Raw genomic sequence first — 19,057 nt, forward strand, 5'->3', positions numbered from 1 at the left:
CGGGCCTTTTTCAGTGGCGGCGCAGGGCCTTGGGGGCGCTAGAAGCTCACGAGCAGGAACTTGAGCACGGCGAAGACCGTGCCTGCGGCCATGAGCCAGAGGCAGAGCAGGGCGCCCGCGACCTCGGCCTTGCCGCGCAGCGGAGTCTCGCTCTTGGAGAGGCGCAGGAGCAGCCATGCCGCGACCAGCCCCAGGATCTGCCCCGCGATCCACGGACCGGCTTGCTCGGGACGCATCAGCGAGGCGGGCGGCAGGACGCGCAGCGAGAGGACCAGCCAGACCTGGACGAGGATGGAGAAAAGCAGGAAGACGCCTGCCCAGCGAGCGCACAGGCGCATGGCGAAGGTGTAGTAGTCGCGGCCCCAGTCGTCGCGGTGCCTGCGGAAGAGGAGCCAGAGCAGGGAGAGGGCGCCTGCCGCGGCGGGAGCGAGCAGTACGAACTGCGCGAGCAGGGGCCAGTGCGCGGCGCCGGTCGGGGGCAGCAGCTGCTGGGCGAGGGTGGGCATCTCGCTTCCCGCGGCGTGCACCGGGGCAAGGGAGGCCCGGATGAGGGCGGCCACGGAGTGCACGCCGACCAGGCCGCACAGGCCGGACAGGATGCCGAGCCAGGCGTGCGCGAGGGGTGCGCCCTTGAGCTTGTCCCAGGTCAGGGCGTGCAGCGCGGAGAACACCAGCCAGCAGGCGAGCGGCAGGAGCACCGGCAGGGCGAAACGGGAGACGAGCTCCCCGCCGCCCGTGCGGGCCACGACCATGTAGGCGGCCCCGCCGCAGACGAGCAGGGAGTAGAGCGCCAGGACGAGCCCCAGGGGAGTGGTCTGGCGGGCGCATTTCTTGATGAAGACCTGGCCGCGCGAACGGGCCAGGAGCTCGTTGACGCCCTCGGTCAGAGGCAGCCCGATGGCTGCGAGCGAGAGCACCAGGTTGAACGACAGCGGCAGCGCGTTGGCTGCTATGAGCGCGTCGGCACTGGAAAAAGGCATTCCCTGCCTCCGGTTCTGAGTGTTGCATCCAGGGCGGATCCGGCGCTGTGCCAAGCGGGCCGCGGCGGATCGATTCGGGGTCGTTCTGCCTCAAAAGACCGGGCTTCGCAAGGGAGAGGCGGTCGCGTCGAGCCGGAAGGCAGCCCGCGCACTTGATTCAGAAGGCGTTTACGCCTATGCCTTTGACGGTAGACCGGGCTGGAAATGCGAACGCGGAGGCGAGGATGCGACGAGTCGGACTGTTGATCTGCCTGATGATTCTGCTCAGCGGTTGTTCCGCCGCTGCCGGGAGCGACGAGTGGCGGCTGCAGAACCTCGAGGAGAACTTCCTGCAGTTCAAGGAGGCCGAGCGCCAGCAGGAAGCCGATCAACAGAAGTTCGCCAAGGACGTCACGGCCCGCCTTTCCGTGCTCGAGGAGCGGCTGAACCAGGTGGAGGAACGGCTCCGCCACCTCGAATCCGAGGACACGGGCGAATCTTCCGGCGCAGACGACACCATCCAGCCCATGGCCGTTCCCGAACCTCCGTCCTCCATGAGCGCAGCGTCCGAGAGCCCGGCCGAGGCCGCACCCAAGTCTTCCGCCGCCAAGGCGCCCGAGCTGCACGGCAAGGCGCTCTACGAGCGCGGCGTGAAGCTGATCATGGCCGAGAAGTACGCGAGTGCGCGCGACGACTTCACCTCCTACCTCGAAAGCAACCCGCAGGGCGAGTACGCGCCCAACGCCCTGTACTGGACGGGCGAGACCTATTACGGCGAGCAGCGCTACGCCCAGTCCATCCTGACCTTCAAGGAAGTCCTGCAGAAGTTCCCCAAGAGCCCCAAGGCTCCGGACGCCCTGCTCAAGACCGCCTACGCCTACGAGAAGCTCCAGGACCCGAAGAACGCGGTCTTCTACCTGAAGGCCCTGCTGGACGAGTATCCCAAGGCCGAGGCCGCGCCCCTGGCCCGGGCCAAGCTCAAGGAACTGGGCCAGTAGGCCGCGCTCGCCACGGGCAGCAGGCGATCCGGGACGGCGCATGGCAGAGAGCGCGCACGACGAGTACCGGGCGGCCCTTGCGCTCAGGCACACTCCGGGCATAGGTCCGAAGAGCGCCAAGGCCCTGGCCGCGGCCTACGGCAGCCTGGTCGAGGCCGCGCGGCACGCGGGCGAGTGGCCGGAGCGCAGGCTCGCACGCGCTCCTGCGGCCAAGGCCTTTGCCGAACGCGTCTGGCGCGACGCCGCAGAGGAGGAGTACGCCTCGGCCAAGCGGCTCGGCCTGCGCACCCTGACCATCGCCGAGACGCGCTACCCCCCGCTGCTGCGCGAGATTCCCGACCCGCCCGTGCTGCTCTACGTGCGCGGCGACGTCTCGCTCCTGTCCGCCCCTTGCGTGGCCGTCGTCGGCGCGCGCATGTGCTCGCGCTACGGCCTGTCCACTGCGCGGCGCGTGTGCGAGGAGATGTCCTCGTTCGGGCTGTGCATCGTCTCGGGCATGGCCTACGGCATAGACCGGCAGGCGCACCTGGGCGGTCTGGCCGGTGTGGGCGGCTCGGTGGCGGTGCTCGGCAGCGGCATGGACCGGGTCTACCCCGAGACCAACGCCGACCTTTACCGAACGCTCTGCGCCAAGGGAGCGGTGGTCACGGAATACGCACCCGGAACCCTGCCCGAGGCGAGGAACTTTCCTGTGCGCAACCGGATCATCGCCGGGCTCTCGCTCGGCGTCTGGGTGGTCGAGGCGGCTCCCGGCAGCGGCAGCCTGATCACCGCCCGCCTGGGCATGGAGCAGGGGCGCGAGGTCTTCGCCCTGCCCGGCCGCATCGACGATCCCACCTTCACCGGCTGCAACGAGCTGCTCGGCCAGGGCGCCCACCCGGTGGCCGACGCGCAGAGCGTGCTCGGCGTGCTGCGCTACCAGCTGGCCCATCTCGTGGATGCGCCGCGCCTGGCCGCGGCGGCCGAGACGCCGCCTTCCCCTGCGCCTTCCCCCGTGTCGCCGTCGGGGGACCTGGTGAAGCCACCGGCGGAACGTCCGGCATCGGCGCAGAAACCTCCCGCGGATGTGGCCGACGAGGAGCAGCCGCAGCAGGACGCGGTGCCCGCCGCGGACGACGCGCAACTCCCGGCCCCGTCCCTGCCGGACACGGCCCGGGCGCTGCTCGATCTCCTCTCCGGCGCAGGGCGGATGCACATAGACGCCATGACCCGCGCCCTGGGGCTCGCGGCCGGGGAGGCCTGCGGGCTCCTTGTCGAACTGGAGGTCAAGGGTCTTGTGCGACAATGGCCCGGCATGTATTATTCTCTCCCTTAGACTGCGGCCAAGGCCGTCAGTGATGCAGCAACCAGAAGGACGACGCCCGGGCCGCAGCCCGGCGCATTTTACGGGCGCCTTGCGGATACCATGCAGAAGATTCCCCTCACTCTCGCCGCTCCGGGCATGATTCTCGCCAAGGCGGTGCTCAAGGACAACAGCATCGTCATCGTCGGCGAAGGCACGGAGCTCACGGACTCGGTCATCTTCAGGCTCGAGAACATGAACGTCGAGACCATCACCGTGGAGGGCAACCCGGTGCAGCTCGACGAGGCGGGGGTGAACACCTCGGCCGCCGACCGCCTGAAGCGGATCGACCACCTCTTCCGTCGCTACGACGGGAACGAGTGGATGCTGCGGGTCAAGAAATTCCTCAAGCACTACTTTGAAATTCGGGCAGCCGCCGAAGGCGCGGCCAAGGGCGCGGGCAAGGCGGCTGCCGGCTCCGGGGCCGGCGAGGCCGGGAAGAGCGCATGAGCAGCGATCTGAAGAGCGATACCAGGGAAGTCGTCCTGGAGGTCCGGAGCCTGCCGACGCTGCCCAAGGTCCTGGACAAGGTCACCGAGCTTCTCGAGAACCCCGAGTCCTCCATGGAGGAGATCGCCAAGATCATCTCCACGGACCAGGTCCTCTCGGCCAAGGTCCTGAAGATGGTCAACTCGCCCATCTACGGCTTCCCGGGCCGCATCGGTTCTGTCCAGCACGCGCTGGTGCTGCTCGGCGTCAACGTCATCCGCGGCATCATCATCTCCACCTCGGTCTTCGACATGATGGTCAAGGCCATGCAGGGGCTGTGGGAGCACAGCGTGGGCTGTGCCCTGGCCTGCAACTGCATCGCGCGCAAGGTCGGCTTCAAGGACCCGGAGGAATATTCCGTGGCCGGACTGCTGCACGACCTGGGCAAGGTGGTCATGGCCGTGCAGCTTCCGGAGATGGAGCAGCAGGTCATGCAGACCGTGAAGGCACGCGACGTCTCCTATTTCGAGGCCGAGAAGCTGGTCATGGGCTTCGGCCACGACCGCATCAACGCCTGGCTGGCCGACAACTGGCACCTGCCCCCCAACCTGAAGGAGGGCATGTCCTACCACCACAAGCCGCAGCTCGCGCCCCTCTATCCGGACATCGCGGCCGTGATCCACGTGGGCGACTTCCTGGTGCGCGTCTTCGAGTTCGGCTCCGGCGGCGACGACCAGGTGCCCGTGCTCCTGCCCGAAGCCCTGCGTCAGCTGAAGCTCAAGACGCAGGACCTCGAGGAAATCATGGACACGCTGGGCCGAGAGTTGGTCGACGTGGCCGACCTCAACTTCTCCTGAGGCGATCGATGAGCGAGTGTCCGGCAGCGTGCAGGTTCCAGCGGCGGCAGCGGGTCTTCTGCATCTCGCCCGACCCCGAGCTGCGCACCCTCCTGCAGTCCCTGTGGAGCAGCGAGGAGATGGAGTGGGTCTCCTTCGAGCGCGGCCGCACGGCCGTGGAGACGCTCTTCAACGAGCCGCCAGACCTGCTCGTTGTGGACTACAACCTTCCCGACATCTCGGGCGGCGAGGTGGCCGCCCTGGTCAAGAGCGAGAACGTCTACCGACAGCTGCCCGTGGTCCTCTGCCTGACGCGCGAGGACCTGGCCAGGGGGGTCGATTTCGGGCGCATCGAGTGCGACGACTTCCTGATCGCGCCCTACGATCCCGACGAGATCCGCTCGCGCATCTGCCTCACGCTCTCGCGGGCCATGCGCAGCCTGGACGCCAACCCCTTGTCCAAGCTGCCGGGCAACACGAGCATCATCCAGCGCATCCAGGAGCTCATCGACCGCAAGGAAGACTTCGCCCTGGCTTACGTGGACCTCGACTATTTCAAGTCCTTCAACGACAAGTACGGCTTTTCGCGCGGCGACGAGGTGCTGATGATGTCCGCCAGGGTCATCGTCAACACCATCCGCAGCTTCGGGAACTCCAAGACCTTCGTCGGCCACGTGGGCGGCGACGACTTCGTCTTCATCACCCCGCCGGACATTGTGGAGGATGCCTGCAAGCGCATCATCCAGAGCTTCGACGGCATCGTGCCGCATTTCTACGACGCGGACGACCGCGCCCAGGGCTTCATCCGCTCCACGGACCGTCAGGGACAGGTGCGGGAGTTCCCGCTCATGGCCGTGTCCATCGCCGTGGTCTTCAACACCGACGGCCGCCTGGGCCATTACGGCGAGGCCTCGGCCATCGCCGGCGCGCTCAAGAAGAAGGCCAAGGAAAACCCCAAGAGCTGCTATGTCCTCGACAGGCGGGACTCCCCCGTCCCAGCGGAAGTATCCGCGGAAGAACCTGAGGAAGGGCCCGGAGACGACTGAGCCTCCGGCGCCTTCCGAGCTGCTTCACCGCTACCTGGATTACCTTGCCGCGGAGAAGGGCTATTCCGGGGCCACCTGCGCGGCCTACGGCCGCGACCTCGCGCAGTTCGCCGACTACCTCGCGGACCAGGGGCTTTCCCTGGACACGCCCGCGCGCATCGACAAGAACCACGTGCGCGGCCATCTGGCCATGCTGCACCGCGCGGGTACCAAGAAGAGCTCCATGGCGCGCAAGCTCTCGAGCCTGCGCGGCTTCTTCCGCTTCCTGCGCACGGTGGGCGAGGTTTCCGCAACTCCGCTGGCCGGGCTCTCGAACCCCAAGCAGGACAAGCGCCATCCCCGCGCCCTCAACGTGGACCAGGCCCTGGCCCTGCTCGAGGCGCACGTCGATCCCGATCCCGCCGGGCTGCGCGACCTGGCCCTGGCCGAGCTGCTCTACGGCGCGGGGCTTCGCATCAGCGAGGCGCTGGGCCTGGACGTGGAGGACATCGACCCCTCGCTCGGACTGGTCAGGATCATGGGCAAGGGCGGCAAGGAGCGGCTGGCCCCGCTCGGCACCCAGGCGCTCACGCGCATCGCGCGCTGGATCGAGCAGCGGGGCGCCCTGGCCGCTGACGCGCGCGAGCGGGCGCTTTTCGTGGGGCAGCGCGGGGCCCGGCTCGACCGGCGCGAGGCGCAGCGCATCGTGCAGCGCCTCGCAGGCGTCTCGGGGCTGCCGCAGCGCATCAGCCCGCACACCCTGCGCCACAGCTTCGCCACGCACATGCTGGAGGCCGGAGCGGACCTGCGCAGCGTGCAGGAGCTGCTGGGCCACGAGCGGCTGACCACCACGCAGCGCTACACGCACCTGAACATGCAGCACCTCATGCAGACCTACGACAAGGCCCACCCGCGTGCCGCCAGGGAAGGGAGCGGCCCGGAACAGCCCCACGCCAAGCCGAAACGGCCGGAGGAAATGCCGTCCGTTGCGGACGGCAACGACGTCCGCACGGGGCGCAAGGCCCCGGACGACGACTAGGTCCAGGGCCCGGGAATTCTCGAACTAATCCAGGGGACAGACCGGCAGCATCCGCACCACGCGCAGCAACGGGCCGGATGTGAGAGCGGGCGGCAGTTCCGCGTCGAAGGCGACCCAGATTTCATCCGGCGGGCAGCGCACCACCTCGCAGCTCATGGCCGCCTGCTCACCGTTCGTCCTGTCCTGGAATCCCTGCAGCACCAGCCTGTCGCCCACCTGAAGGGCATGACCCGCCATGAGCAGGCGGGCGCCGTAGCAGCCGAGCGCGAGAACCTCGTCGATCCCGCACCCGGGGCAGGGATGGAGGGACGACGGCATCCATGCGGCGGCCGTCGCGTTCGCATCGGCGAGGAATCCCGGGACGGGGATGACCTCGGGGAATCGCGTTCGTGCAGGTTCCGGCAAGATGTGCATGACGCCCTCCTTGTGGACAAGCTATTTTGGATCAATAGCGTGTATATCCGTTGCCTTGGCGTTTGGCTACAGGGCTGTTCAAGAATGTTTTTTCACATGGGAAAACCCTGTCCGATGGACAGGTTGGGATCGCGTTCAACTCGGGGTGGGCCTTTTTTCGAGGGGGTTTGTCCAGCCGGGAACAAGGAAAGCGCGTTGCGCCCGACGGGCTAGAGCATGGCGAGGACGCGGTCCGCCAGGCGGGAGGCGAAGGCCAGGGAGCTGGTGAAGGCCGGGGAGATTGCGTTCAGCACGTGCAGCTCGTGTCCGCTCCGTTCGAGCACGAAGTCCATGACCAGCTCGTTGCTCGTGACGTCCACGAGCTGCGGCCGGATGCCGACCTTGGCGCTCGGAGCGATGTCCTCGGGCCGCAGGTCGCGCAGCAGGCGCGCGGCATCGCGGAAGAAGGCCGCGAAGAGGTACTTGCGCGGCTCGGAGAGGGCCACGCTGCGAAATTTCGGGTTGTGCACGAAAAGCCGGGCGTCGCGCAGGAGGATGGAGACCGCCTCGGCGTCCAGTCCCTTGAGGATGCCGTAGTTCTCGCGGCCGAAGGCCGGAATGGCCGTGGGGCCGATGTGCACCTCGCCCGTGACCGAGCGCGTGAAGTGCACGCCGAGGAAGGGGTTCCTGATGTCCGGCACCGGGTAGACGCTGCCCCGCACGAGGTGCGTCCGCTCGGGGACGAGGCGGCGGTAGAGCCCCTTGAAGGGCAGCAGGCGGTAGCCAAGCCCTGCGCCGAACATGGCCGCGACCTTGTCCGCATGGGCGCCGGAGGCGTTGACGAGGACCTCGTAACCGATGCGGCCGAGCGTGGTTTCCACGCTCCGCCTTCCGTCATGGGCAGGGCCGCGGCCGAGCACGCGGCAGCCGCGCAGCAGTCGCGCGCCCGGCGCGGCCTCCAATTCGGCGCGCAGGCTGTGCATCACGGCCTTGGGCGAGATGACCGCCGTCTCGCGCGAGTGGAGCGCCTGGCCGCAGGTTCGTGCGTGGGGTTCGATCTCGGCCAGCTCATGCGCGTCGACCAGGGCCACGTCGGCGCCGGCGGCCAGGGCCCGGCGGTGCAGCTCGTGCAGCACCGGGAGCTGCGCCTCGCTCGCCGTGACCATGACCTTCCCGTTTTCCAGAAGCGGCAGGCCCTGCTCGCGGCAATAGGCCTTCATCAGGCGGTTTCCGGCAAGGCAGGTGCGGGCCTTCTCGCTTCCTTCGGCGTAGTAGATGCCCGCGTGCAGTACGCCCGAGTTGCGGCCCGAGGCGTGCAGTCCCACGTCCGGCTCCTTCTCGAGCACGGCCACGGAGTCCTCGCCCCGCGCGAGCAGCTCCCGGGCCAGTGTCAGGCCGACCACGCCCCCGCCGCAGACGACGATCCGCGCGCTTTCCATGCTCAGCGGCCGGTCAGGACCTCGAAGCCGAAGGCCGGGTCCACCTTGCGGACCATGTCCGCGTCGAGCACCTCGATGACCACGCATTCCGCCAGCCGCCAGACGTCCACGCCCTGGCGCATGCAGCCGGTCCTGGTCGCATTGGCCCGGCCGAAGCTGCCGTGCATGTGCAGGCGCGGCGTGCCCTCGGCGTCCGGGAAGATGGTGCCCAGGGCGGCCATCTCGTGGACCTCGCCGAAGCTTTCGATGATGGGCCTGATCTGCGCGGCCTCGCCGTCCAGCGGGCCGGTCACCAGCCTGCCTTCCCTGGCGCCGCCGAGCAGCATGCAGACGCCGGCCGCGAGCTTCTTTTCCGCGGCCAGGGCTTCAAGGGCGTCGGGCAGGCGGTCGCCGTCCTCCAGGCGGACGACGAAGACGCGGCCGATGCGGCCTTCAGATACCAGCATGATGATTCCTCCTTTGCCAGACGCTGTCCGGCGCCGGGCTCACGCCCCGCAGGGACCGCGCACGTCGCAGTAGCGGCAGGCGTCCTGGGGGACGGGCTCGAAGGTGGGCGCGTGCTCCATGTGGTGCAGCAGGAAGCGCAGCAGCGCGGGCGTCAGCTCGCGGATCACGCGGTCGCGTTCCTCCTGGCCGAAATTCCTGGGGAAATAGGCAATCTCCGCGCCCTGGTCGGCCAGCTCCACCCAGGCGGCGTCGGCGGGCGCCTCGCCCTCGCGCCCCCAGCAGAGCGTCATGTACATGGGCAGCTGCAGGGAGCCGAGCGGCCCGGCCAGGCGGGGCAGGGGATCGTCCCCCCCGGGACTCCACTCCGCGCAGGCCTGCCAGAGGGCCGCGTCGTCCCACAGCGCCATCTTCGCCTTCTGGACCCGTCCCGTCTTGTAGTCAACGACCACCAGCCGCCCGCCGCGCCGGTCCAGGCGGTCGACGATGCCGGAGAGGGCGATCTCCTCCCCGGCAAAGGGCAGGCGCGTCTCGAAGCGTTCTTCCAGCGCGAGGATGGTGGTGTGCGGCTGACCCGCCAGGAAATTCTTCAGCCGCGAGCGGCCGGTGCGGTCGAGCACGATGCGCGCGTCCAGAGGCATGGACTGGAAGAATGGCTCGGTGCGCAGGGCGTAGGAGAAGCGCTCGGCCAGCTCCTCGCCCGGCAGCGCGGCGAGGTTCGTCTCGTGGCCCGCGTACGGCGCGAGGAAGTCGCTCAGCACGCGGTGCACGAGGCTGCCCAGGGCGGCCGGATCGCCGTCCTCCGAGACCTCGTCGGGCGGGCGCAGACGGCAGACGTGGCGCAGGAAGAAGGACTTGGGGCAGCGCACGTAGGCGTCCAGCGCGGTGGGCGAGAGCCCTTTGCTCCGCAGGCGCCCCAGGAGCGCGGCGCGAACCGCCTCGGTCTTCTCCACGGCCAGGGCCTCGCTGCGGATGGGCGAGAGGGGCAGGCTGACGCTCGCGAGCGGGGGCATGCCCGGCTTGATCAGGCTGCCCCTTCGCTTCTCCTCCTCCCAGAGCAGCATCTCCACGAAGCGGCTGCGCACGGGCGTGGACTCGAGCAGGCCCGGCGCGTCCCCCTGCCGGTAGAAGAGCACGGCCTCCTCGGCCCCGGCCAGCAGGCGGAAGAAGGTGTAGGCGGCCACGGTGTCCCGGGCGCGCAGGTCCGGCAGGCCCAGGCGGGCACGTAGCGTGTCGGGCAGCAATGGGTCGTGGCCGGGCGTGCCGGGCAGGCGCTCCTCCGTGGCTTCCAGCACGAAGAGGCGCGGGAAGCGCAACAGCCGCGTCTCGAGCATGCCCACGACCTGAAGACCGGTGATGGGCTCGGGCTCGAAGGGCACCCGCTCGCCTGCCAGGACCTGGCGCAGCACCGCGAAGAGTACGGAGTGCGGCAGCTCCTCGTGCGAGAGGCGCGAGTGGGCGAGGGCGGGCAGAAGCGACGTGCGCAGGCGGAAAAGGCATTCCGCGTCCAGCAGATAGTCGCGCCAGAGTTCGCCCCCGTGCTCCACAAGGAGGTCGCACAGGCCGCGCAGGGCCTCGGCCAGTCCGGCCAGGGTCCGGGCCTCGGCAAAGGCGGTCAGGCAGCAGCGAAGGAGCCTGCGCAGCAGGGCGTCCACGGCCCTGGCGCCGTCTACCATGCCCAGGTCCGCGTACTGCGGGGCCCAGGTCAGGGGATCGACCAGCTTCTCGCCGCCGCGAAGCTCCTTTTCCCATTGCCTGAACACGGTGCGCAGCGGCCGTTCGCCGTGAAGGTCGAGCATCTTCAGGTAGGGATGGCGGATGAGCGCCACCACGTCGCGCCAGACGTAGCGGCCGGAGAGGCCGTTCTCCTGAAGCCTGAGCAGCGTTTCCACGAGCTGGGCAAGGCTCGCGCGTTCGAGCGGATAGCCCATGGAGATGTTGCACTCGCGCTCCGGCAGATGGTGCAGGACCGGCGGCAGCAGCGCCTCGTCCGGAAGGACCACGGCCGCGGCCTGGTCCTCGGGCAGACGGGCGAGTTCGCGCCCCAACTCGAGAAGTTCGGAGTGGCGGTCGTAGGCCTCGACGAAGCGCAGAGTCGGGGCGTCGGCTTCCCCGGCCGGAGCACAGGTCGCCTCGACCACGGGACGCGCGCCCCAGCGTCCTGCCCAGGCGCGCAGCTCCTCCAGGCACCAGTGCCCCCGGCCCTGGGCGATGCCGGGATCGGCATGCCAGAGCACGTCGGCCGAGCCGCTCTGCCAGAGGGCGCGGAAGATGGCGTCCTCGGCCCCGGACAGGGCGTAGAATCCGGCGATCACCAGCGGGTGGCCGTCGAGTACGGCAGGAACTTCATCCAGCGCTTGAAGAACCAGCCTGCAGTCGTTGCCCGGCGTCGTCAGCCCCTCGCGGGCGAGCAGGCCGAGGTAGGCGGAATAGATCGCCTCGCAGTGGCCGAGCAGGGCCGCGGCTTCGGGCAACACCTCGTCCTCGGCCGCCAGCAGGTCGCGCGGGGGCAGCCCGTGGCGCATGAGCTCCTCCATGAGCTCTGAGAGGCGGATGCCCCAGGGCAGGAAGCGCTCTATCTCCCGCGGCAGATCAGCAAGCAGTCCGGAGGTGCGCGCATCGAGCCCCTGCACCGCCTCGTGCAGCAGGGCGACGCGGTCCAGCGGACCGGCCTGGACGAGGGGCATGGCGTGGGTCGCTGCGCGCAGCCGGGAGACGAGCTCGGTGAAGGTCGTGGTCTCGGGCAGGAGGCAGGGCTTTGCGAGTCCCTCGTGCTCCGTCAGGCGCGCGGCGAGGTAGCGCGCGGGCCGGTGGTGCGGGAAGACGACCAGGCAGTCGGCCATGCGGTCCGCGTGCTCGCGCACGAGGGTATCCGCAAGCGCCGAAGGAAAGTCGGCCTGCCAGGGGATGATGCGGATCGGGCGCGTGCTCACGGCGTGTGCTCCCGGGCGGCTTCCGTGAACGGCACGGTTTCCAGGCGGCGCTCGTCGAGGTAGACCAGCAGCCCGGACAGGGGGCGCGGCATGCCCGCCATGGCCGCGGCCAGCCCCAGATAGCGCTGGACCTGCGTCGTATGCTCGGGCACGGGGCCGCCGGTCTTGTATTCCACCACCAGCGTGCCCGTGTCTGCGGCAAGAAGGAGGTCCGCCCGGTGCGTGCGTCCCTCGTCGTCCAGGATGGCGGCCTCGCGGCGGCCCTCGGACAGGGCCCGGGCGAGTTCCGGCCGCTCCAGGACCCAGGCCGCCATGTCCGCGATCTGCCCCACGAGCGCTGCGGGATCGCCGAAAACTCCGGCGGCCTCCGGAAATTCGGCCAGCGCGGCCCGGGCCGCGGCAGCTGCGAGATCGCGGCGGGCGGCGGGAGAGGCGTTTTCAACCGGGCGCAGAAGCTCCATGGCGCGGTGGGCTATCTCGCCCCGCAGCGCGGCCTGCCGGTCGGCCTTGCCCTCCACCGCATGGCGGTAGACGCGAAGCCTCGGCAACCAGGCCATGAGTTCGAGCGCCTCGCTCTTGTGCGGCAGCTCGCGCGGCGCGGGCGGGGGAGGCGGGACGAAGGCCGCGCACTGTGCGGGCGGTTCGCCGCGCTCGAGCACGCGCTCTCCCGTCTCCTCACCCAGCTCATCGCCCAGGATCAGCTCGATCGCCGCCAGCACGGGCGAGGGGAAGCGCGACGGCTCGGCCGGAAGGAAGGCGTAGAGCTCGTCCTCCGCCCGGGTCCAGGCCACGTAGAGCAGGTTCAGGTATTCCCGCGCCATGCGGCCGACCACCTCCCAGTGCGCCTCGCCCACGGCCTGGCTGCGGATGGGCGCGAGCACGCGCGCCCCGCGCACCGTGACGATGCCGTAGTCCTGGTCGGGCCTGGAGACGGTCCAGTCGTGGAAGGGCACCACCGTCACCGGGAACTGCAGCCCCTTGGCCTTGTGGATGGTCATCACGCGCACCGCGTCCACGCTCTCGGGCAGGGGCACCTTTTCCTGCACGCCCTTGTCGGCCCAGAATTCGAGGAACGCGGCCAGCGAGCCAGCCCCGTTCTCCTCGGCCTGGTGCACTATCTCGAGGAAGCGCCGCACGAAGAGTTCGTGGCCCGGATCGCGCTCGGCCACGCGGAAGGCGGCGGCGATCTCGGCGGCCGCGTCGTAGGGCCGGACAAGCCCGGCCGTGCGGAAGAAGGGGGCGACGAGCCGTTCCCAGACCTCGGGGAAGGCCGCGCGGAAGGCGAGGTAGAGCGGGCCCTTGCCGCGCACGGCCAGGAGGTCGTGCATGGCCGAGGGGCACAGGCCGCTCTCGGCCAGGAACATGGAGCCCGTGAGGAACGTGGCCAGGGCCGTGTCGTCGGGCGGGTAGTCGAGAAATGCAAGGAAGGCCAGTATCTGGCGCACGACCGGGTGGCGGTCCAGGTGCAGGCTGTTCTCCGTGACCACGGCAAGTCCCGCGGCCATGAGCCAGTCACTGACTTTTGCCGCCTGGTCGTTGGTGCGCACGAGCACGGCCACGCTGCCCGGCCCGCGCCTGCCCGCGGCCGAGAGTACGGTTCGCGTCACGGCCTCGCGCAGGGGGGACGCGCCCTCGTCCTCGTCGCCGTCCTTTTTGTCGCCCGCAATCCGCTCCAGCCGCACGTAGCCGCCCGCGGCCGTGCCGCTTTCGCGCTTGCCGGGCGGTATCTCCTGGCGGCTTGCGGCAAAGGCCCGGGCCACGTCGCGGGCATAGGCCACGCGGATGTCGCTCGGTGCCCGGCCAAGCACGCGCCCGGCCAGTTCCTCTGCCAGATCCGGGTCGGCAAGGCCGGAGAAGAAGGTGTTGTTGAACTCCACCACGGCCTCGCGGCTGCGCCAGTTGTAGGGCAGGGTGGCATCGTGCCTCCCCGCCAGGCGGGCCAGGGGACCTCCGGCCACGTCGTCGAAGAGTTCCGCGCGGCCGCCGCGCCAGCCGTAGATGGCCTGCTTCACGTCGCCCACGCAGTAGAGGCTGCCGCCCTTGGCCAGGGCCTCCAGGGCCAGGGGCTCGAGCGTGGTCCACTGCTCGAGGCTCGTGTCCTGGAACTCGTCCAGACAGAGGTGGTGCAGCCGCGCGCCGAGGCGGCAGTAGGCCCCGCTCACGGCCCCGTCCTCCGTGAGCAGGGAGCGCACGAGCTCGTAGAGCGTGGGCAGGGGCAGGGTGCCCTCGCGCGCGGCGAGCTCGGCCAGGTCCTCGGCCAGGAGCGCGGCAAGGGCCACGCTGGGCGCCAGGGCGTAGGCCCCGTCGAGCACGGCGTGGTCCGCGCGGTAGGCGTCGCAGGCGTCGAGGAAATTCCGGAAGCAGTCCTCGTGCTCCAGGGTGACCGCGGACTGCGAGGCCTTGAGCACGCATTCCGTGAGCGACGACTTGGTCAGGAACTTGGAGTCCGGCGGGCCGGAGAAGAGATCGGCGCCCACGCAGCGCTCGAGCGCGGTCAGGAAATTCTTCTGGGCCGAGAGGCGCGCCTTCGCGAGGCACTGCAGCATGTCCTCGGCCGCGCGGCGGAAGGCGTCGTAGGACGGCACCAGGAGATCGGCGATGGCCTGCTGCTCCACGACCACGTCGGGCGTGGAGAAGCGGAACAGTCCGGCCATGTCTCGCAGGCGGGAAAGAAGGGTGTCGCGCAGGCGGAAGCCGCGCTTGCGCTCGTGGGCCAGCAGGGTGTCGGCGGCCTGCGCGAAGAGCGCCGCGCCCGCTTCACCGTCCGGCCCGTCAGCGGCCTCGCAGCGCGCCGTGAACTCCTCGAAGGCCGGGTCGAAGAGCTCGGCCAGGTCGAAGGTCACGCCGAAGTCCGGGGGCAGGTGCAGGCGCAGGGCGAAGAGGCGGCCGAGCAGGCAGACCAGGCTGTCGATGGTGCGCACGCCGAGCGCGTGGTAGCGCCTGAGGATCCTGTCCAGCAGGTCGGACGCGTGCTCGGGCGTCCATTCCTCGCCCGCGGCGCCGGAGAAGTCGCCCAGCGCCCGGCGCTTGAGCTCGCGCACCAGCCGTTCCTTCATTTCGGCCGCGGCCTTGTTGGTGAAGGTCACGGCCATGATCTCGGGCCAGGCGTGGCCCTTCTGGGGAGCGGCCAGGCAGGCCAGGGGGCGGTCGCGCGCCTCGGCCTCGCCCAGAAGGCGCAGGAAGCGCGCGGTCAGGGAATGGGTCTTGCCGGAGCCCGCGGCCGCGCGGATGCGCAGCAGCCGGGCCGTGGGAAGCTCTTCTCGGGGAACGTCGGACAACATCCGTTCAGACGGCATCGGCGGGCGCGACCTCCTCGGTCTCGACCCCGGGCATGCGGCGCGCGGGCCGCATGGTCACCAGGACCGCGGCCAGGATGAGGCCGCTGCCCACGTAGCCGAGCAGGCTGAAGCGTTCGTCCCACATGATCCAGGCCAGCACGGCCGCGACCACGGGCTCCATGGTGGCCACCACGGCGGCGCGCGTGGCCTCCAGGTGGCGCAGGCCGGAATAGTAGATGGAGTAGGCGAGCCAGGTGGAGCAGAAGCCGAGGGTGACGACGGCCAGCCAGACCGTGAACGGCCAGGCGTGGAAGGTCACGGACGGGAGCAGGGCCAGGGCGCCCACGGGCATGGCCCAGAGGAAGAGGGTCGGCGTGCTGTAGCGGCCGAGGTATTGTTTTCCGAAGATGTAGTAGAGGGCGTAGGACAGCCCCGATGCCAGGCCGAAGAAGACCGCGGCCGGGCCGATGTGCTCCGCTCCCGCGCCCGGGCCGAGGCAGACGCAGGCCACGCCCGTCATGGTCATGATCAGGGCCAGGATCTTGGCCGGTCCCATGGACTCGCGGAAGAGGAAGCGGGACATGACCGCCACCCAGGCCGGGGCCGTGTAGAGCAGCACAGAGGCCAGGGCCGCGCCGCCGTCTCTGACGGCCAGGACGTAGGTTCCGAAGAGCCCGGCCACGCCGAACAGGCCGAAGGCCAGGACCAGGGGCATGTCGCGTCCGGCCACGCGGTATTGGCCCGCGAACAGGGCCTGCAGGGCGAAGAAGAGCCACCCGGAGGCCGTGCGCCAGAAGGCCACCTCGAGCGGCGGCATGCCCGCCGCCAGGGCGATCTTGGCCACCGGTCCGATGAGCCCCCAGAGGCTCGCCGCGCACAGAATGCGGAGATATCCCGAAAGCGCCATGAGTCCTCCAGGCGGATGGCAGGCGGATGGCCCCGAAGCCTCGGGGTGGAACGAATCGCCTACCGCATTTGCCCGGCCTTGCAAAGACCGCACGCGTCGCCCGTTTCCGGACGAGAATTGCACCGGTCTGCAGCACGTGCTATCCTTGCGGCAAGCTGGAGAATACTCCGGCTGCCTGCCCTGGGCGCGACTGCCCGCGCCCCCATCTCGAACGAGGAAGAGGATGATCACGCAAAGCAAGAGGAAGACGGAACGGCACGGCTCCCCCGTGGGGAAGCAGACGCCGGCGGTTCTGCTCGTGGCGGGCGACGAGGGAACGCACAAGCGCATCGCCGGCCTCCTGGCCGCCGAGGGAGGTGGGCACGTACTGCATTCAGCGGGCGGATTGGATGAGGGACTGCGGCTTCTCGGCGCCGGGAAGGCGGACGTGATCCTCTTCGACGCGCCGTCCATGAATGCCATGGCCAAGGCACTGTCCCGCCTGCGCGATCTCTTTCCCCAGGTGCCCAGCATCGTGCTCTCGGACAGCCAGGACATGGCCCTGTGCGACAGGGCGCTCACTGACGGCGCCCAGGATTTCCTGGTCAAGGAGCGGCTGACCTCCTTCGGGCTCGCGCTCAGCATCCGCTTCGCCATCGACCGCCAGCGGGTGCTCGCGGCCCAGGACAGGCGCATCAAGGTGCTGGCGGCCGACCTGTCCAACTTCCGTTCCCTGGTGGAGCAGGGGCCGGATGGCCTGCTCGTGGTCGGCGAGGACGGCACGGTCCACTACGCCAACGAGGTCGCCCTGCGGCTTCTCGGCCGCACCGAGGCCGACACGCTGGGCCAGGCCTTCGGCTATCCCGTGATCAAGGGCGGGGCCGTGGAGCTGGACCTCAGGCGCACGGACCACGAGTCCGCCACGGTCGAGATGACCGCCGAGGAGATATTCTGGGAGGGCGATCCCGCCTACATCGTTTCCCTGCGCGACGCCACGGCGCGCACCGAGCACACGGCCGAACAGCTCCGCCGCATCGAGATGGAACGGCTCGTGAGCTCCGTCTCCACGCTTTTCGTGGGGATCGAGCCGGAGCGGGTAGGCCACGGCATCCAGGACAGCCTGCGCATGCTCGGGGAGGCCGTGCACGCCGACCGGGCCTTCATCTTCCTGCTCAGCGCGGACGGGCATTTCGTGCGCCAAGCCTACGAATGGTCGGCCATGGGAGTGGAACCGACCATCGGCCGCGATCCGGAGATGACGACCGACAGCCTGTCCTGGCTCATGGAGCGCCTGGAGATATTTGAAACCGCCCTGGTCACGGACGTCTCCTCCCTGCCCAAAGAGGCAATGGCGGAACGGGCCATGCTCGCGCAGCGCCGCGCGAGGACCATGGTCGCCGTGGCCATGAACCGTGAGGGGGAACGCCTGGGTTTCGTGGGGTTCGAGGCCGTGCGCCAGGACCGCATGTGGTCGGAGGAGGACATCGGGCTGCTCAAGGTGGCGTCCGAGATCTGGGCGGCCGCCCTGCAGCGCAGGCGCGGCGACATCGAGGGACTGGCCCTGAAGGAGCTTCTGGAGATCCTCGTGGGCAGCGACGGGGACGGCATCTTCGTGGAGGATCGGGGGGGGCGTGTGGTTCAAGCCAACGAGAGGCTGGGCGACTTTGTCCCCTCGCTGCCCGCCCATCCCGGTCTGCCCGGAATGGCCGTGGCCGACATCCTGGCCCGGCTCGCCAAGGTCGCGCAGGACCCCAAGGCGACCCGGACGGCGCTCGAGGACATGGCCCGCTCGCACGAGATCGTCTCAGGAGAGCGCGTGGCCTTGTCCTCCGGCTCGACCCTGGAGACGGAATGCCACCCCCTGCGCGTGCGGGGTGAGGTGGCCGGGCGGTTGTGGCGGATTCGCGACGTCACGGCGCGCGAGGCGGACCAGCACGCGCGCACGGCGCACGTGCGGCGCGACGCCTTGACCGGCCTGTCCATGCGCCAGCGTTTTGTGGAGGACGTGGGCGTTCTGCTCGCGGGCGTGGAAACGCGCGCGACGAAGGCGGCGCTGCTCCTGGCGGACCTGGACGCCTTCCGCGCGGTCAACGCCACCTACGGCCTCGACGTGGGCGACGAGGTCCTGCGCCAGGCGGCCAAGCGTCTTGCGGAGTGCGTCGGGTCCGGGGACTCCATCGGGCGGACGGGAAGCGCCGAATTCGGGCTCTTCCTGGCCGCGGTCGGGGATCAGGAGGAGGTGGAGCAGGTGGCGCGCCGCGCCCGGCGAAACCTCGAGGCTCCCTACCAGGTGGGCGAGCGGGCTGTGGTCCTGTCGGCTTCGCTCGGCGGGGCCGTATGGGGCGAGCACGTCCACAGCGTGGAAGAGCTTTTCACGGTCGCGGGCGAAGCTCTGGTCCAGGCGAAGGCTCAGGGAGGCGGACAGATGGTCCTTTCCGGCCAGTCGTCCTGCCGCGTGTGACGGGGGGGCGAAGCGGCGGGGTGGCAGGCGGAGGATTTCGTGTTATAGATTTTGCACAGCGAGTTGCCATCGGAGGATAAGGCCTTATTATCCAAAACTGGAGTCGAGGCGGCGAGAATCTGGACTGAACACCAGCAGCGAAGACCGAAGGAGGCTACATGAGCACTATCCACGGTTTCCAGAGTCCGGCAGGTGCCTCTTCCCTTGGCCCGACCATCGCCTCACTCCTCGAAGTGGGGGACAGCGATGTCCATGAGATCGACTTCAGTGACGTCATGGTCGCGCAGGACGTCATCGGTTTTCTGGGGAACATGACCAAGGAACTGCTGCATCGCTATCTGCCGAACCCGCAACTGATCGATTCGAGCTTTTCCGACCTCATCGGAACCATCGACAGAAAGGCATTTTGGATCGGAAAGACCGAATCGCTCATCCTGACGCTGGACATCATCGGCAACCGTCATTTCTTCCAGATTCCCAGGGAACTTTGGGAGACCAAGGCCCGGCGCTGGAACTGACGGGAAACCGGCTTCGGAACCGCAACCGGAGCCGAGGGATGGGAACGAAAAAAGCCGGGGCTTGCCGCCCCGGCTTT

General features: G+C 69.4%; 15 protein-coding genes. 8 read left to right on the forward strand and 7 right to left on the reverse strand.

Features of this window, described 5'->3' with window-relative positions; all coding sequences use genetic code 11:
• Positions 1-38 precede the first annotated feature (38 nt).
• Positions 39-980, reverse strand: coding sequence for a hypothetical protein (locus DSX2_RS12945; protein ID WP_020881539.1), 942 nt, complete (start codon positions 978-980; stop codon positions 39-41).
• A 224-nt stretch (positions 981-1,204) separates the two neighbouring features.
• Between DSX2_RS12945 and ybgF the strand changes: the two genes are divergently transcribed.
• The 6 genes from ybgF to DSX2_RS12975 all read left to right on the forward strand — a co-directional run bounded on the left by ybgF (position 1,205) and on the right by DSX2_RS12975 (position 6,628).
• Positions 1,205-1,957 (forward strand): tol-pal system protein YbgF, encoded by a 753-nt coding sequence (gene ybgF / locus DSX2_RS12950; RefSeq protein ID WP_020881540.1) that lies wholly within the window; start codon positions 1,205-1,207, stop codon positions 1,955-1,957.
• Between the two features lie 40 nt (positions 1,958-1,997).
• Positions 1,998-3,272: a DNA-processing protein DprA gene (gene dprA / locus DSX2_RS12955; protein WP_020881541.1), complete on the forward strand. Its 1,275-nt coding sequence runs from the start codon at positions 1,998-2,000 to the stop codon at positions 3,270-3,272.
• A gap of 90 nt (positions 3,273-3,362) precedes the next feature.
• Complete coding sequence (locus DSX2_RS12960) at positions 3,363-3,749, forward strand: hypothetical protein (protein WP_020881542.1); 387 nt, start codon at positions 3,363-3,365, stop codon at positions 3,747-3,749.
• Complete coding sequence (locus DSX2_RS12965; protein ID WP_020881543.1) at positions 3,746-4,585, forward strand: HDOD domain-containing protein; 840 nt, start codon at positions 3,746-3,748, stop codon at positions 4,583-4,585. The genes DSX2_RS12960 and DSX2_RS12965 overlap by 4 nt, the downstream gene beginning before the upstream one ends.
• Positions 4,586-4,593: 8 nt before the next feature.
• Positions 4,594-5,610 (forward strand): response regulator, encoded by a 1,017-nt coding sequence (locus DSX2_RS12970; protein ID WP_020881544.1) that lies wholly within the window; start codon positions 4,594-4,596, stop codon positions 5,608-5,610.
• Positions 5,531-6,628, forward strand: coding sequence for a tyrosine recombinase XerC (locus DSX2_RS12975; RefSeq protein ID WP_084486602.1), 1,098 nt, complete (start codon positions 5,531-5,533; stop codon positions 6,626-6,628). Before DSX2_RS12970 ends, DSX2_RS12975 begins: the two co-directional genes overlap by 80 nt.
• A gap of 24 nt (positions 6,629-6,652) precedes the next feature.
• On the opposite strand, the gene DSX2_RS12980 is transcribed toward DSX2_RS12975, so the two are convergent.
• From DSX2_RS12980 to DSX2_RS13005, 6 genes are all read right to left on the reverse strand, one after another.
• The gene (locus tag DSX2_RS12980) at positions 6,653-7,042 is read right to left on the reverse strand and encodes a hypothetical protein (protein WP_020881546.1); all 390 of its coding nucleotides are present in this window, start codon (positions 7,040-7,042) and stop codon (positions 6,653-6,655) included.
• A 209-nt stretch (positions 7,043-7,251) separates the two neighbouring features.
• Positions 7,252-8,460 (reverse strand): L-2-hydroxyglutarate oxidase, encoded by a 1,209-nt coding sequence (gene lhgO / locus DSX2_RS12985; protein ID WP_020881547.1) that lies wholly within the window; start codon positions 8,458-8,460, stop codon positions 7,252-7,254.
• A 2-nt stretch (positions 8,461-8,462) separates the two neighbouring features.
• Positions 8,463-8,906, reverse strand: coding sequence for a PPC domain-containing DNA-binding protein (locus DSX2_RS12990; protein WP_020881548.1), 444 nt, complete (start codon positions 8,904-8,906; stop codon positions 8,463-8,465).
• Positions 8,907-8,945: 39 nt separating this feature from the next.
• Complete coding sequence (locus DSX2_RS12995; RefSeq protein ID WP_020881549.1) at positions 8,946-11,837, reverse strand: PD-(D/E)XK nuclease family protein; 2,892 nt, start codon at positions 11,835-11,837, stop codon at positions 8,946-8,948.
• Positions 11,834-15,133, reverse strand: a complete 3,300-nt coding sequence (locus DSX2_RS13000; protein WP_020881550.1) for an exodeoxyribonuclease V subunit beta — start codon at positions 15,131-15,133, stop codon at positions 11,834-11,836. The genes DSX2_RS12995 and DSX2_RS13000 overlap by 4 nt, the downstream gene beginning before the upstream one ends.
• Positions 15,123-16,022 carry a DMT family transporter gene (locus DSX2_RS13005; RefSeq protein ID WP_020881551.1) on the reverse strand — a complete coding sequence of 300 codons (900 nt, stop codon included), beginning with the start codon at positions 16,020-16,022 and terminating at the stop codon, positions 15,123-15,125. Before DSX2_RS13005 ends, DSX2_RS13000 begins: the two co-directional genes overlap by 11 nt.
• Before the next feature lie 223 nt (positions 16,023-16,245).
• On the opposite strand from DSX2_RS13005, the gene DSX2_RS13010 reads away from it, so the two are divergent.
• Positions 16,246-18,462 (forward strand): diguanylate cyclase, encoded by a 2,217-nt coding sequence (locus tag DSX2_RS13010; protein WP_020881552.1) that lies wholly within the window; start codon positions 16,246-16,248, stop codon positions 18,460-18,462.
• Between the two features lie 158 nt (positions 18,463-18,620).
• A complete protein-coding gene (locus DSX2_RS13015; RefSeq protein WP_020881553.1) occupies positions 18,621-18,980 on the forward strand; it encodes a hypothetical protein in 360 nt (119 codons plus the stop codon).
• The last annotated feature ends 77 nt before the right edge of the window (positions 18,981-19,057 follow it).

Source organism: Desulfovibrio sp. X2, from assembly GCF_000422205.1.
In the GTDB taxonomy this organism is placed as follows: domain Bacteria; phylum Desulfobacterota; class Desulfovibrionia; order Desulfovibrionales; family Desulfovibrionaceae; genus Alkalidesulfovibrio.

Excerpts from the sequence above, each read along its gene's own strand:
- DSX2_RS13000 (WP_020881550.1), bottom strand. The coding sequence starts at position 15,133 with ATGCCGTCTGAACGGATGTTGTCCGACGTTCCCCGAGAAGAGCTTCCC.
- dprA (WP_020881541.1), top strand. The coding sequence starts at position 1,998 with ATGGCAGAGAGCGCGCACGACGAGTACCGGGCGGCCCTTGCGCTCAGG.
- DSX2_RS12975 (WP_084486602.1), top strand. The coding sequence starts at position 5,531 with ATGTCCTCGACAGGCGGGACTCCCCCGTCCCAGCGGAAGTATCCGCGG.
- DSX2_RS13015 (WP_020881553.1), top strand. The coding sequence starts at position 18,621 with ATGAGCACTATCCACGGTTTCCAGAGTCCGGCAGGTGCCTCTTCCCTT.
- DSX2_RS12970 (WP_020881544.1), top strand. The coding sequence starts at position 4,594 with ATGAGCGAGTGTCCGGCAGCGTGCAGGTTCCAGCGGCGGCAGCGGGTC.
- DSX2_RS12945 (WP_020881539.1), bottom strand. The coding sequence starts at position 980 with ATGCCTTTTTCCAGTGCCGACGCGCTCATAGCAGCCAACGCGCTGCCG.
- DSX2_RS13005 (WP_020881551.1), bottom strand. The coding sequence starts at position 16,022 with ATGGCGCTTTCGGGATATCTCCGCATTCTGTGCGCGGCGAGCCTCTGG.
- DSX2_RS12965 (WP_020881543.1), top strand. The coding sequence starts at position 3,746 with ATGAGCAGCGATCTGAAGAGCGATACCAGGGAAGTCGTCCTGGAGGTC.
- DSX2_RS12960 (WP_020881542.1), top strand. The coding sequence starts at position 3,363 with ATGCAGAAGATTCCCCTCACTCTCGCCGCTCCGGGCATGATTCTCGCC.
- DSX2_RS12990 (WP_020881548.1), bottom strand. The coding sequence starts at position 8,906 with ATGCTGGTATCTGAAGGCCGCATCGGCCGCGTCTTCGTCGTCCGCCTG.
- DSX2_RS13010 (WP_020881552.1), top strand. The coding sequence starts at position 16,246 with ATGATCACGCAAAGCAAGAGGAAGACGGAACGGCACGGCTCCCCCGTG.
- lhgO (WP_020881547.1), bottom strand. The coding sequence starts at position 8,460 with ATGGAAAGCGCGCGGATCGTCGTCTGCGGCGGGGGCGTGGTCGGCCTG.
- DSX2_RS12980 (WP_020881546.1), bottom strand. The coding sequence starts at position 7,042 with ATGCACATCTTGCCGGAACCTGCACGAACGCGATTCCCCGAGGTCATC.
- ybgF (WP_020881540.1), top strand. The coding sequence starts at position 1,205 with ATGCGACGAGTCGGACTGTTGATCTGCCTGATGATTCTGCTCAGCGGT.